Origin of the sequence: Sphingomonas ginkgonis, from assembly GCF_003970925.1 — a bacterium.
In the GTDB taxonomy this organism is placed as follows: domain Bacteria; phylum Pseudomonadota; class Alphaproteobacteria; order Sphingomonadales; family Sphingomonadaceae; genus Sphingomicrobium; species Sphingomicrobium ginkgonis.
Genome location: NZ_RWJF01000001.1, coordinates 2,759,904 through 2,771,809 on the forward strand (window position 1 = coordinate 2,759,904; position 11,906 = coordinate 2,771,809).

The 11,906-nt window shown below is 69.9% G+C and carries 13 protein-coding genes; 12 read left to right on the forward strand and 1 reads right to left on the reverse strand.

Going from position 1 to position 11,906, the window contains the following annotated elements; genetic code table 11:
• Positions 1-11 precede the first annotated feature (11 nt).
• A complete protein-coding gene (locus tag HMF7854_RS13330; RefSeq protein WP_126720231.1) occupies positions 12-1,238 on the reverse strand; it encodes a PQQ-dependent sugar dehydrogenase in 1,227 nt (408 codons plus the stop codon).
• Between HMF7854_RS13330 and HMF7854_RS13335 the strand changes: the two genes are divergently transcribed.
• The 12 genes from HMF7854_RS13335 (at position 1,126) to rpsO (ending at position 11,880) form a co-directional block, all read left to right on the forward strand.
• Complete coding sequence (locus tag HMF7854_RS13335; RefSeq protein WP_185829344.1) at positions 1,126-2,340, forward strand: type III polyketide synthase; 1,215 nt, start codon at positions 1,126-1,128, stop codon at positions 2,338-2,340. The two genes, HMF7854_RS13330 and HMF7854_RS13335, sit on opposite strands and share 113 nt — an antisense overlap.
• Positions 2,337-2,864, forward strand: a complete 528-nt coding sequence (locus tag HMF7854_RS13340) for an isoprenylcysteine carboxyl methyltransferase family protein (protein WP_126719649.1) — start codon at positions 2,337-2,339, stop codon at positions 2,862-2,864. The genes HMF7854_RS13335 and HMF7854_RS13340 overlap by 4 nt, the downstream gene beginning before the upstream one ends.
• A 99-nt stretch (positions 2,865-2,963) precedes the next feature.
• Positions 2,964-3,503 carry a ribosome maturation protein RimP gene (gene rimP / locus HMF7854_RS13345; RefSeq protein WP_126719650.1) on the forward strand — a complete coding sequence of 180 codons (540 nt, stop codon included), beginning with the start codon at positions 2,964-2,966 and terminating at the stop codon, positions 3,501-3,503.
• A 6-nt stretch (positions 3,504-3,509) separates the two neighbouring features.
• Positions 3,510-5,144, forward strand: coding sequence for a transcription termination factor NusA (nusA, locus tag HMF7854_RS13350; RefSeq protein WP_126719651.1), 1,635 nt, complete (start codon positions 3,510-3,512; stop codon positions 5,142-5,144).
• A gap of 49 nt (positions 5,145-5,193) precedes the next feature.
• A complete protein-coding gene (locus tag HMF7854_RS13355) occupies positions 5,194-5,934 on the forward strand; it encodes a DUF448 domain-containing protein (RefSeq protein ID WP_420822366.1) in 741 nt (246 codons plus the stop codon).
• A complete protein-coding gene (gene infB, locus HMF7854_RS13360; RefSeq protein ID WP_126719653.1) occupies positions 5,931-8,483 on the forward strand; it encodes a translation initiation factor IF-2 in 2,553 nt (850 codons plus the stop codon). Before HMF7854_RS13355 ends, infB begins: the two co-directional genes overlap by 4 nt.
• A gap of 93 nt (positions 8,484-8,576) precedes the next feature.
• Positions 8,577-8,945, forward strand: a complete 369-nt coding sequence (locus tag HMF7854_RS13365; RefSeq protein ID WP_126719654.1) for a glyoxalase superfamily protein — start codon at positions 8,577-8,579, stop codon at positions 8,943-8,945.
• Positions 8,945-9,337, forward strand: coding sequence for a 30S ribosome-binding factor RbfA (rbfA, locus tag HMF7854_RS13370; protein ID WP_126719655.1), 393 nt, complete (start codon positions 8,945-8,947; stop codon positions 9,335-9,337). The genes HMF7854_RS13365 and rbfA overlap by 1 nt, the downstream gene beginning before the upstream one ends.
• Positions 9,338-9,468: 131 nt before the next feature.
• On the forward strand, positions 9,469-9,981 hold the full coding sequence (locus HMF7854_RS13375; RefSeq protein WP_126719656.1) for a GNAT family N-acetyltransferase: 513 nt from the start codon (positions 9,469-9,471) through the stop codon (positions 9,979-9,981).
• A gap of 10 nt (positions 9,982-9,991) precedes the next feature.
• A complete protein-coding gene (locus HMF7854_RS13380) occupies positions 9,992-10,606 on the forward strand; it encodes a thymidine kinase (protein WP_126719657.1) in 615 nt (204 codons plus the stop codon).
• Positions 10,607-10,611: 5 nt separating this feature from the next.
• Positions 10,612-11,592, forward strand: coding sequence for a tRNA pseudouridine(55) synthase TruB (truB, locus tag HMF7854_RS13385; protein WP_126719658.1), 981 nt, complete (start codon positions 10,612-10,614; stop codon positions 11,590-11,592).
• Between the two features lie 18 nt (positions 11,593-11,610).
• On the forward strand, positions 11,611-11,880 hold the full coding sequence (gene rpsO, locus HMF7854_RS13390) for a 30S ribosomal protein S15 (RefSeq protein WP_126719659.1): 270 nt from the start codon (positions 11,611-11,613) through the stop codon (positions 11,878-11,880).
• Positions 11,881-11,906: the final 26 nt, after the last annotated feature.

An 11,906-nucleotide genomic window follows, 5' to 3' on the forward strand; every position in this document is an offset into this window, starting at 1 on the left:
CCCCGACGCCCTCAGCGCGCCGGGTCGAGCCGGAGCAGCCGGCCTTCGTCCTCGAGCAGGTAGACGCTGCCGTCGGGGCCCTGCTCCACCTCGCGGATCCGGGCGCCCATGTCCCACTGGTCGGCCTTCTCCGCCCGGTCGCCGTCGAGGTGAACCCGGATCAGCGCCTGCCCCGACAGCGCGCCGAGCAGTAGGTCGTTCTTCCACCCGGGGAACTTCGCCCCGGTGTAGACGATCAGCCCGGCCGGCGACACTGACGGGTTCCAGAAGACCTTGGGCGGCTCGAACCCGTCGCCCGCCTTGTGGTCGGGGATGTCGACTCCATCGTAATTGCTGCCGTTCGAGGCCCGCGGCCAGCCATAGTTGCGGCCAGGCAGGATGAGGTTGACCTCGTCGCCGCCCTTCGGCCCCATCTCGATCTCCCACAGCTTGCCGTCTGGCGCGAAGGCGAGCCCGAGCGGGTTGCGGTGCCCGCTCGACCAGGTCTCGGCCGGGGTCAGGTTGGGTCCGGGCCAGCGGAAGCTCCGCCCGCTCGCCTTGCCGGCCGCGACGGTGTCCTTGGGCGGCGCGGTGATGCTGACGCTCGCCGCGCCAATCTTGCCCGCCAGCGGGTTGCCCGGGGCCGGCTGCCCGTCGAGGGTCAGGTGAAGGATCTTGCCGAGCGGCTGGCTCGGATCCTGCGCCGGCGTGAAGCGCTGCCGCTCGCCCGAGGAGAGGAATAGCGAGCGGCCGTCGGGCGCGAAAGCGATGCGGGCGCCGAACTGGCCGCCCTCGCCGCCCGCCGGGTCATGCCAGATGACCTTGAGGCCGGTCAGCCGCCAAGTGCCGCCCCCGGCCAGCGTCGCCCGGGCGAGCGCCAGTCCGCTGCCGCCCGCCGCCGACGGCTCGGAATAGGTGAGATAGACCGCCTTGCTGCTGGTGAAGTCGGGCGCGGGAACGACGTCGAGCAGGCCGCCCTGCCCCGAGAAGAGCACGTCGGGTCCGCCGCTCACCGGCTTCTTGGTTTTGGCCACCACGTCGACCAGCCAGATCCGGCCTTCCTTCTCGGTGACCAGCGCCTGATTTCCCATTCCGGGCAGGAACGCCATGGCCCATGCGGAACTGAAACTGGTTAGGGGCGTAACGGTGAAGGGACGGCCGCCGCCCGAGGGCGCGGCGCTGTCGGCCTTGGAGGAGTTTGCTGAACAGGCTGCGAGCGCACAACAGGCAAGCAGCCACTGGGACGCCTTCGATTTCATCATTTTCTCCTGCGCGCCGCCCCCGCGGACCGCTTCATGTAGAAAGCCTCCGCCCCTGCGACCGGTTCCCCTGCTATCCCTCGCCACCGCGACCCCGCCCTTCCGCCTGCCGCAAGCGGAAGCCAAGGCGCTCAGCCGAGACCTGTTCGAAGGCCGCAAGGGCCTGTTCGAACGCCTGTCCGGCGTGTTCGACAATGCCGGCATCGAGGGTCGCGACCTGGTCGCGCCGGTCGACTGGTACCGCGAGCCGCACGGCTATGAATCGCGCAACCGGCTCTATCTCGAGAGTTCGGAAGCGCTGTTCGAAACGGCCGCGGCCGCGGCGCTCGAGCGTGCCGGGCTGAAGGCCAGCGACATCGACGGCATCGTCACCGTCTCGACCACCGGCATCGCCACCCCCAGCCTCGAGGCGCGGGTCGCGCCGCGAATGGGGTTCCGCGACAATGTCCGGCGCGTCCCCCTGTTCGGGCTCGGCTGCGCCGGCGGGGTCGGCGGGCTCGCCACCGCGGCGCGGCTGGCGGGCAGCGAGCCGGGCAGCCGCTGGCTGTTCGTCACCATCGAGACCTGCTCCATCTCGATCCGGCTCGACAGCGACGATCCGGCCTCGCTGGTGGCGACCGCCCTGTTCGGCGACGGCGCCGCGGCCTGCGTGGTCGGCGGCGCGGAAGGAACCGGGCTGGCGACCATCACCAGGGCCGGCGAGCGGCTGTGGCCCGACACGCTCGGGATCATGGGCTGGCGGGTCGAGGATCCGGGCTTCGCGGTGGTGTTCGACCGCGCGATCCCGCCCTTTATCACCGCCGAGCTCAACGGCGCGGTCGCCGGTCTGCTCGCCGACTTCGGCCGCGAGTGGAGCGACATCGACCGGCTTTGCTGCCATCCCGGCGGCGCCAAGGTCATCCAGGCGATCGAAGAGGCGATGACGCTCGAGCCCGGCACGCTCGACCTCGAGCGCGAGGTGCTTCGAGACCATGGCAACATGAGCGCCCCGACCGTGCTGTTCGTGCTCGACCGGCTGCTGGGCCGGGGCTTGCCCAACACGGTGCTGATGACCGCCTTCGGGCCGGGCTTCACCTGCGCCGGAATGCTGCTGCAGCGATGACCCACCCGCTCTGGCCGGCGATCGCCATTCTCGCCTTCGTGACGCTGCAGCGGCTGCTCGAGCTGCCGCTCGCCCGCGCCAACACCCAGCGGCTGCTCGCGGCGGGGGCGAAGGAATTTGCGCCCGGCCACTACCCGCTGATCGTCGCGGTGCATGCCAGCTGGCTGGCCACCCTGTGGTGGCTGACGCCCGGCCGTCCGATCAGCGTCCCGCTCCTGCTGCTGTTCGGCCTGCTGCAGGTGGCGCGCATCTGGGTGCTACGGACGCTCGGCCCGCGCTGGACGACTCGGATCATCGTGCTGCCGGGCAAGCCGCTGGTGCTCGGCGGTCCCTATCGCTTCGTGAAGCACCCCAACTATATCGTCGTCGCGGGCGAGCTGGCGGTGCTTCCGCTGGTGTTCGGATTGCCGGTCGTGGCGCTCGTCTTCACCGTGTTGAACGGGCTGGTGCTGGCGATCCGGATCCGCGCCGAGGACCGCGCGCTCGCCGAGTCCGCTTCCCCGTTGCAGAGCCTGCAGCCTTAGCCTATATCGCTTCTCGTCTCCTCGACATCGTCAGATGCCTGAGGCTGGGCCCTCCCGGGTCCGGTCCGACGAACGCTTGCACCTAGACCAAGGACTTGAATGGCCGATCTCGCCGCCCTGACCCAGCTGATCGAGCCGGAGGTGAAGAGCCTCGGCTTCGCGCTGGTGCGCGTCGCGATGATCGGCGGCACGTCCGACCCGACGCTGCAGGTGATGGCCGAGCGGCCCGACACGCGCCAGCTCGACCTCGCCGACTGCGAGGCGATCTCGCGCCGCCTCTCCGACCGGCTCGACGCGGAAGAAGCCGCCGGGCGCGACCCGATCGACGAGGCCTACCGGCTCGAGGTCAGCTCGCCCGGGATCGACCGGCCGCTGACCCGCCGCGCCGACTATCGCGACTGGGCCGGGCACGAGGCCCGGCTTAAGCTCGCCGAGGTGGTCGACGGCGCCAAGCAGGTGTCGGGCGAGATCGAGGGCATCGACGGCGACACCGTCCGCATCGGCTCGCCCAAGGGCACCCGCGAGATCCCGTTCGACAAGATCCAGTCGGCCAAGCTGCTGCTCACCGACAAGCTCATCAACGCCACCGCGCCGCTCAGCACCGAGGGCGCCGATTCCATCCAGACCATAGAAGGTTAAGACCGCATGGCCACCGCCGCCCCCGCTTCGGTTTCCGCCAACAAGGCCGAGCTGCTCGCGATCGCCGACAGCGTCGCGCGCGAGAAGCTGATCGACCGGACGATCGTCATCGAGGCGATGGAAGACGCGATCCAGCGCGCGGCCCGCGCCCGCTACGGCGCCGAGAACGACATCCGCGCCAAGCTCGACCCGCAGTCGGGCGACCTTCGCCTGTGGCGCGTGCTCGAGGTGGTCGAGGAGGTCGAGGACTATTTCAAGCAGGTCGATCTGAAGGGCGCGCAGAAGCTCAAGAAGGACGCCGGCCTCGGCGACTTCATCGTCGATCCCCTGCCCCCGATCGAATTCGGGCGGATCGCCGCGCAGGCCGCCAAGCAGGTCATCTTCCAGAAGGTCCGCGACGCCGAGCGCGAGCGCCAGTACGAGGAGTTCAAGGACCGCGCCAACGAGGTCATCACCGGCGTCGTCAAGCGGGTCGAGTTCGGCCACGTCGTCGTCGACCTCGGCCGGGCCGAGGGTGTGATCCGCCGCGACCAGCAGATCCCGCGCGAGATGGTCCGCGTCGGCGACCGCATCCGCTCGCTGATCATGCGCGTCGCCCGCGAGGCGCGCGGCCCGCAGATTTTCCTCAGCCGCGCGCATCCCGAGTTCATGAAGAAGCTGTTCGCGCAGGAAGTGCCCGAGATCTACGACGGCATCATCGAGATCAAGGCCGCCGCGCGCGACCCGGGCTCGCGCGCCAAGATCGGCGTGATCAGCTACGACAGCTCGATCGACCCGGTCGGCGCCTGCGTCGGCATGAAGGGCAGCCGAGTCCAAGCGGTGGTCCAAGAGCTGCAGGGCGAGAAGATCGACATCATCCCGTGGAGCGAGGACACCGCGACCTTCGTCGTCAACGCGCTCCAGCCGGCGACCGTCAGCCGCGTCGTCATCGACGAGGAAGAGAGCCGGATCGAGGTGGTGGTCCCCGACGACCAACTCAGCCTGGCGATCGGCCGCCGCGGGCAGAACGTCCGCCTGGCGAGCCAGCTGACCGCCTCGCAGATCGACATCCTGACCGAGCAGGACGCGAGCGAGAAGCGCCAGAAGGAGTTCGTCGAGCGCTCCGAGATGTTCCAGAACGAGCTGGACGTCGACGAGACGCTCGCCCAGCTGCTGGTCGCCGAAGGCTTCACCAGCCTCGAGGAAGTCGCCTATGTCGAGGCGGACGAGATCGCCTCGATCGAGGGGCTCGACGACGACATTGCCTCCGAGCTGCAGAGCCGCGCAAACGAGGCGCTGGAGCGGCGCGAGGCGGCGGCGCGCGAGCAGCGCCGCTCGCTCGGCGTCGACGATGCGCTGGCCGAGCTTCCGCACCTCACCGAGGCGATGCTGGTGACGCTCGGCAAGGCCAATATCCGCACGCTGGACGACCTCGCCGACCTCGCCACCGACGAGCTGGTGCAGAAGAAGCGGCCGGAGCCGCGCCGCCGCGCCGAAAACGCCCGCGAGAACCGCCCGGAGGACAAGGGCGGTGTGCTCGCCGAGTACGGCCTGTCGGAAGAGCAGGGCAACGAGATCATCATGGCCGCCCGCGCCCACTGGTTCGAGGACGAGGATCAGCCCGCAGTCGAGGAGGCCGCCGATGCGGACTCCCCGCAATGATCGCGTAGGCGACCTCCCCTCCCCACAGGGGGAGGGACCGGGGGCTGGGGTGTCGAGAGATGCTCCGGCTGCCGGTGACTCCCCTGCCCCCGCCCTTTCCCTGAAGGGGAAGGAAAAGGGCAGCGATCCCGAGCGCAGCTGCATCCTGACGCGCCGGACGGCGCCGAAGGACAGCCTCATCCGCCTCGCCCTCTCCCCCGATGGCGAGGTCGCTCCCGATGTCCGCGCGCGGGCGCCGGGGCGCGGCGCGTGGATCGGGGTCGGCAAGGCCGAACTCGATGCCGCGCAGGCCAAGGGCAAGCTCAGGGGCGCGCTGCAGCGGGCGTTCAAGACGCAGCAGGTCAGCGTCCCCGCCGACCTTGGCGAGCGGATCGCCGCGGCGCTTCGCCAGGCCGCGCTCGACCGGCTCGGAATGGAAGCCAAGAGCGGCAACCTCATCAACGGTGCCGACCGGGTCGAGATCGCCGCCCGCTCCGGCCAGGTCCGCCTGCTGATCCACGCCGCCGACGCCGGGAGCGACGGGCGGCGCCGCATGGACCAGGCCTGGCGGGTGGGCGGAGGCGAGCCGCGGGGGCTGGAATTTCCCGAGGGACGCACCATCTTGTCATTGGCACTAGGGCGCGAGAATGTGGTACATGTCGCGCTGACCGATCCTGCCGCCGCCTCGCGTGTCCGAGACGCGATCCTGCGGTGGCGCGCTTTCATTGACCCGAACCCTCAGCTAGACGGCGGCGAGCCCGCTGGACTGGCGACCGGCACGGCTGACGCAAGAGACGAAGGAACAGAATGACCGACCAGACCGACAAGCCGAAGCTGGGCACCCGGCCGCCGCTGGGGATCAAGCGCACGGTCGAGACAGGCAAGGTCAAGCAGAGCTTCAGCCACGGGCGGTCGAACACGGTCGTCGTCGAGGTCAAGAAGCGGCGCATTCTCGGCAAGCCGGGCGAGGCGCCGGCCGCGGCCGAGCCGCAGGCGGCTGCGCCCGCCCCCGCACCGGAGGCGCCCAAGCCGGCTGCCCCGCGCCCGGCCGCGCCTGCCCCGACCCCGCGCCGCTCGCCGGTCGACGACATCACCGCCCGCAAGGAGCTCCAGGCGCGGCTGCTGCGCGAGGCCGAGGAGGCCCGCATGGCCTCGCTCGAGGAAGCCCGCCGACGCGACGAGCAGGCCCGCAACAACGCCAGCGAGGACGAGAAACGTCGCGCCGAGGAGAACCGCAAGGCGGAGGAAGACGCCCAGCGCCAGGCCGAGGTCGACGCCCGTCGCCGCGCCGAGGAAGAGGCGGCTGCCGCCGCTGCTCCGGCTCCGGCCCCGGCCGCGGAGGAGCCGCGTGCGGCTGCCCCCGCCGCGCCGGCCGGCCAGCAGTTCACGCCCGTCCGCCGTCCGCCGCCGCCGGCGCCCCCCGCGCCCAAGCGGCCCGAGCCCGCGCGCCCGAGCCGTGGCCGCGGCGACGACCAGCGCCAGCGCGGCAAGCTGACCGTCACCCGCGCGCTGTCGGGCGACGACGGCCGCGCCCGCAGCCTCGCCGCGCTCCGCCGCGCCCGCGAGAAGGAGAAGCGCTCGCACATGGGCTCCGGCCCGCGCGAGAAGCAGGTCCGCGACGTGGTCGTGCCGGACAGCATCACCGTCGGCGAGCTCGCCAACCGCATGGCCGAGAAGAGCGCCGATCTGGTGAAGTCGCTGTTCAAGATGGGCATGATGGTCACCGTCAACCAGACGATCGACCAGGACACGGCCGAGCTGCTGGTCACCGAGTTCGGGCACAACATCAAGCGGGTCAGCGAGAGCGATATCGACATCGACACCGCCGCGGACGTCGATGCCGACGAGACGATGATCGCGCGCCCGCCGGTCGTCACCATCATGGGCCACGTCGACCACGGCAAGACCTCGCTGCTCGACGCGATCCGCGGCGCCAACGTGGTCAAGGGCGAGGCCGGCGGCATCACCCAGCACATCGGCGCCTATCAGGTGAAGCTGCCGAGCGGTGACAAGGTCACCTTCCTCGACACGCCGGGCCACGAGGCCTTCACCGAGATGCGTGCCCGCGGCGCCGACGTCACCGACATCGTCATCCTGGTGGTGGCGGCGGACGACGGCCTGCGCCCGCAGACGATCGAGGCGATCAATCACACCAAGGCGGCCGGCGTGCCGATGATCGTGGCGATCAACAAGATCGACAAGCCCGACGCCCGCGCCCAGCGCGTTCGCGAAGAGCTGCTGCAGCACGAGATCGTGGTCGAGCAGCTGGGCGGCGACGTCCAGGATGTCGAGGTGTCGGCGCTGCAGAAGACCAACCTTGACGGGCTGCTCGACGCCATCGCGCTGCAGGCCGAGATCCTCGAGCTGCGCGCCAATCCCGCCCGCGCCGCCGAGGGCACGGTGATCGAGGCCAAGCTCGACAAGGGCCGCGGCCCGCTTGCCACCGTGCTGGTCCAGCGCGGCACGCTTAGGGTCGGCGACATCTTCGTCGTCGGCGCCTCCTCGGGTCGCGTCCGCGCGATGATCGACGATCATGGCCGCCAGGTGAAGGAAGCCGGGCCGTCGATGCCGGTCGAGGTGCTCGGCCTCGGCTCGGTCCCGTCGGCGGGCGACCAGCTGACGGTCGTCGAGAACGAGGCGCGTGCCCGCGAGGTCGCCGCCTATCGCCAGGGCGTGCTCGACCGCAAGCGGACCACCGCGGCGCCGATGAGCCTCGAGAACATGTTCGCCAACCGGGCCTCGACGACCATCGAGTTCCCGCTGGTGGTCAAGGCCGACGTCCAGGGCTCGACCGAGGCGATCGTCAATGCGCTTAACCGCCTGTCGACCGACGAGATCAAGGTCCGCATCCTCCACTCGGGGGTCGGCGCGATCACCGAGAGCGACGTGACCCTCGCCGCCTCGACCGGAGCGCCGATCATCGGCTTCAACGTCCGTCCCAACGCCAAGGCGCGCGAGGTGGCGGAGCGCAACAAGGTCGAGCTCCGCTACTACGACGTCATCTACCACCTGACCGACTGGGCCAAGGGCGCGATGGCGGGCGAGCTGGGTCCGGAGATCATCGAGACGGTCGTCGGACGTGCCCGGGTGCAGGAGGTGTTCCCGGCCGGCAAGCGCGACAAGGCCGCCGGCCTGCTGGTGCTTGAGGGCGTCATCCGAAAGGGTCTCAACGCCCGCCTCACCCGCGAGGACGTCATCGTCTCCAAGACCACCATTTCCTCGCTCCGCCGGTTCAAGGACGACGTGGCGCAGGTTGTGGCGGGTCTCGAGTGCGGCGTACTGCTGGCCGACACCAACGACATCAAGCCGGGCGACAGCCTGGAGGTGTTCGAGGTCGAGGAACGCGCGCGGACGCTGTAAGCGACGCAGGAAGGCTGAAGTCGACGGCCGGGCGGCCAGGAGCGGAAGCGCTCCGGGCGGGCTCGGCCGGAGATCGTGGAGGAGAGCTGCCAGATGCTGGGTGCCCCGACGCCGATCCTGCGCAGTTTCGACGAGACGAAGACCCGTCGCTTCTACCTCGATTTCCTCGGGTTCGAGCTGGTCTTCGAGCATCGCTTCGCGCCGGACCTGCCGCTCTACCTTGGGCTGCGCAGCGGCGACTGCCAGCTTCACCTCAGCGAGCATTTCGGCGATTGCTCGCCGGGCGCGCGGGTGCGGATCCCGGTCGACGACGTCCGGGCCTTTGCCGCGGCGCTGCGCGCGAAGAATTACGAGAACGCCCGGCCGGGCGAGCCGGAGCGAATGGACTGGGGCTCGTGGGAGCTCACCATCCACGATCCCTCCGGCAACCGCCTGACCTTCTACAGCGAGGCTGACGACTGATGCGCCGCAACGAGACCATTGAAGGCCGCTCCGTCCGCCTGCTCCGCGTCGGCGAGCAGGTCCGCCACGTGCTGAGCGAGATCCTGCAGCGCGGCGACGTCCACGATTCCACGCTGCAGAGCCATCTCGTCAGCGTGACCGAGGTTCGCATGTCGCCCGACCTGCGCCACGCCACCGTGTTCGTGAAGCCGCTGCTCGGCCAGGACGAGGAAGCGGTGCTGAAGGCGCTCAGGACCAACACCGCCTATCTCCAGCGCGAGGTCGCCCACCGGGTGCGGACCAAATATGCGGCCAAGCTCAAGTTTCTGGCCGACGAGAGCTTCGATGAAGGCAGCCACATCGACCGGATCCTGCGGTCCGAGCATGTGGCGCAGGACCTTGATGAGCAGTGACGATTGCTCCGTGAGCGGGTCCGATGACCAATGACCGCCACCCTCGCGAACGCGAGGGTCCAGCTTCCTCGACGGCCGGCGAAAGGCAGCTGGATCCCCGCATTCGCGGGGATGACGAACTGGGGGCGGCGATGGCTGGCGAGGGGTGCCGCGCCGAACCTTTCCGCGAGGAGTTTCGCGCGGCGCTCAAGGCGGCCTGCGCGGAGGATCGCGCGGTTTGGGCGTTCTACGCCAATGACTTCGGACCGGACGGGTTCGACTCCAGCCTCGGCCCCTATCTCGCCAGGACCGACGCGCGGACCTTCGTCCTGTTCGACGGCGAGGAACTGGTCGGCATGTCGAGCTATCTCGGCATCGATCCCGCCCGGCAGGTGCTGGAGATCGGCGGGACCTACTACCGCCCCCGCTTTCGCGGCACCGGCTTCAACCGCCGTGCCAAGGCGATGATGCTGGAGCGCGCGTTCGACAGCGGCATCCGCCGGGTCGAGTTCCGCGTCGACCGCCGCAACGCGCGCAGCCAGGCGGCGATGGCGAAGCTCGGCGCAGTCCGCGAAGGCGTGCTTCGCGCCGACCGCATCACCTGGACCGGCCACGTCCGCGACACGGTGCTGTTCGCCATTCTCAAGGACGAGTGGCCGGTCTAGTCGGCACCCCATGGCCAAGCTCTATTTCTACTATGCCGCGATGAATGCGGGGAAGTCGACGACGCTGCTGCAGGCGGACTTCAACTATCGCGAGCGGGGCATGGAGACGATGCTGTGGACTGCGGCGCACGACGACCGCGCCGGCGTCGGGCGGATCGCCTCGCGGCTCGACATCGGGGCGGCGGCGCGGGTTTATCGTCCCAAGACCAGGCTGATGGACGCGGTGCTCGATGAGCTGAAGAGCCGCCAGCTCCACTGTGTACTGGTCGACGAGGCGCAGTTCCTGACCCGCGAGCAGGTGCTGGAGCTGTGCCGGCTGGCGGACGAGCGCAACATTCCGGTGCTCTGCTACGGCCTCAGGACCGATTTTCTGGGCCAGCTCTTCCCCGGCAGCGCTGCCTTGCTCGCGCTCGCCGACGCGCTGATCGAGCTGAAGGCGGTATGCGAGTGCGGGCGCAAGGCGACGATGAACCTGCGGGTCGACGCGGCGGGTCGCGCGGTCGCCGCCGGGGCGCAGACCGAGATCGGCGGCAACGACCGCTATGTCGCGCTGTGCCGACGCCATTTCTTCGAGCGGCTGCGCGCCGGCGAGGCGGGGAGCATGGGCGGCGACGAGCCGGCCTGACCGCCATGCTGAACGGCTGGATCATCCTCGACAAGCCGCTGGGCCTGGGGTCGACGCAGGCCGTGTCCGCGGTCAAGCGCGCGCTGCGCGAGGCCGGCGAGCCCCGGACCAAGGTCGGGCACGGCGGGACGCTCGACCCGCTCGCGACGGGCGTGCTGCCGGTGGCGCTGGGCGAGGCCACCAAGCTCGCCGGGCGGATGCTGGACGCGACGAAGGGGTATGATTTCACGGTTCGCTTCGGGGTGGAGACGGACACGCTCGACCTGGAGGGAAAAGAGGTCGCTGTTAGCGGCCATCGCCCGACCCTCGCCGAGATCGAAGCGTTGCTGCCTCGGTTCACCGGGCCGATCGAGCAGGTGCCGCCGGCCTATTCGGCGCTGAAGGTGGAGGGCAAGCGGGCCTATGATCTGGCGCGAGCGGGGGAGGAGGTGACGCTGGCGGCGCGGAAGGTGACCATCCACTCCCTAGTTATTCGTCACCCCCGCGAAAGCGGGGGTCCCGCTTCTTGTCCTGGGTCCGGAGGGAAGCTGGATCCCCGCTTTCGCGGGGATGATGGAAGGGGGCTGGGCGGCGATGGCGCAGTGCACGAAATCACCCTCGCCGCCACCGTCTCCAAGGGCACCTACATCCGCAGCCTCGCCCGCGACATCGCGCGGGCGCTTGGCACCGTCGGGCACGTCACCATGCTGCGGCGGACGAAGGCCGGTCCGTTCACCCTCGGCCAAGCCATTTCGCTGGACTTTCTCAGCCAAGCCGCTAAGGCGCGCGACCTGACGAGGACGGTGCTCCCGCTTCAGGCGGGGCTGGACGACATCCCGGCCCTCCCCGTCGACCCCGACCAGGCAAAGCTGCTCCGACAGGGTCAGCGCTTGGCCGGTCTGCCCGTGAAACCGGGCCTCTACCTTGCGACACTGGCCGAAACGCCCGTCGCGCTGGTCCAGGCCTCGGCCCTCGACCTCTGGGTCGTGCGCGGGTTCAACGTCTAGACACAAGGAGTAAAGACGATGTCGATCACCGCCGAGCGCAAGCAGGAGCTCATCGCCGAGCACCGCCGCGCCGACAACGACACGGGTTCGCCCGAGGTGCAGATCGCGATCCTCACCTCGCGCATCCAGACCCTGACCGAGCATTTCAAGACCCACGCCAAGGACAACCACTCGCGGCGCGGGCTGCTGATGCTGGTCAACAAGCGGCGTTCGCTGCTCGACTATCTGAAGCGCGAGGACGCGGAGCGCTACACCGACCTGATCGGCAAGCTCGGCCTTCGCAAGTAACACCAAGGGCGCCTTCGGGCGCCCTT

What these genes read in the sequence shown, in the direction of transcription:
- HMF7854_RS13330 (WP_126720231.1), bottom strand. Translation starts at nt 1,238, where the DNA reads ATGAAATCGAAGGCGTCCCAGTGGCTGCTTGCCTGTTGTGCGCTCGCA.
- HMF7854_RS13340 (WP_126719649.1), top strand. Translation starts at nt 2,337, where the DNA reads ATGACCCACCCGCTCTGGCCGGCGATCGCCATTCTCGCCTTCGTGACG.
- rimP (WP_126719650.1), top strand. Translation starts at nt 2,964, where the DNA reads ATGGCCGATCTCGCCGCCCTGACCCAGCTGATCGAGCCGGAGGTGAAG.
- nusA (WP_126719651.1), top strand. Translation starts at nt 3,510, where the DNA reads ATGGCCACCGCCGCCCCCGCTTCGGTTTCCGCCAACAAGGCCGAGCTG.
- infB (WP_126719653.1), top strand. Translation starts at nt 5,931, where the DNA reads ATGACCGACCAGACCGACAAGCCGAAGCTGGGCACCCGGCCGCCGCTG.
- HMF7854_RS13365 (WP_126719654.1), top strand. Translation starts at nt 8,577, where the DNA reads ATGCTGGGTGCCCCGACGCCGATCCTGCGCAGTTTCGACGAGACGAAG.
- rbfA (WP_126719655.1), top strand. Translation starts at nt 8,945, where the DNA reads ATGCGCCGCAACGAGACCATTGAAGGCCGCTCCGTCCGCCTGCTCCGC.
- HMF7854_RS13375 (WP_126719656.1), top strand. Translation starts at nt 9,469, where the DNA reads ATGGCTGGCGAGGGGTGCCGCGCCGAACCTTTCCGCGAGGAGTTTCGC.
- HMF7854_RS13380 (WP_126719657.1), top strand. Translation starts at nt 9,992, where the DNA reads ATGGCCAAGCTCTATTTCTACTATGCCGCGATGAATGCGGGGAAGTCG.
- truB (WP_126719658.1), top strand. Translation starts at nt 10,612, where the DNA reads ATGCTGAACGGCTGGATCATCCTCGACAAGCCGCTGGGCCTGGGGTCG.
- rpsO (WP_126719659.1), top strand. Translation starts at nt 11,611, where the DNA reads ATGTCGATCACCGCCGAGCGCAAGCAGGAGCTCATCGCCGAGCACCGC.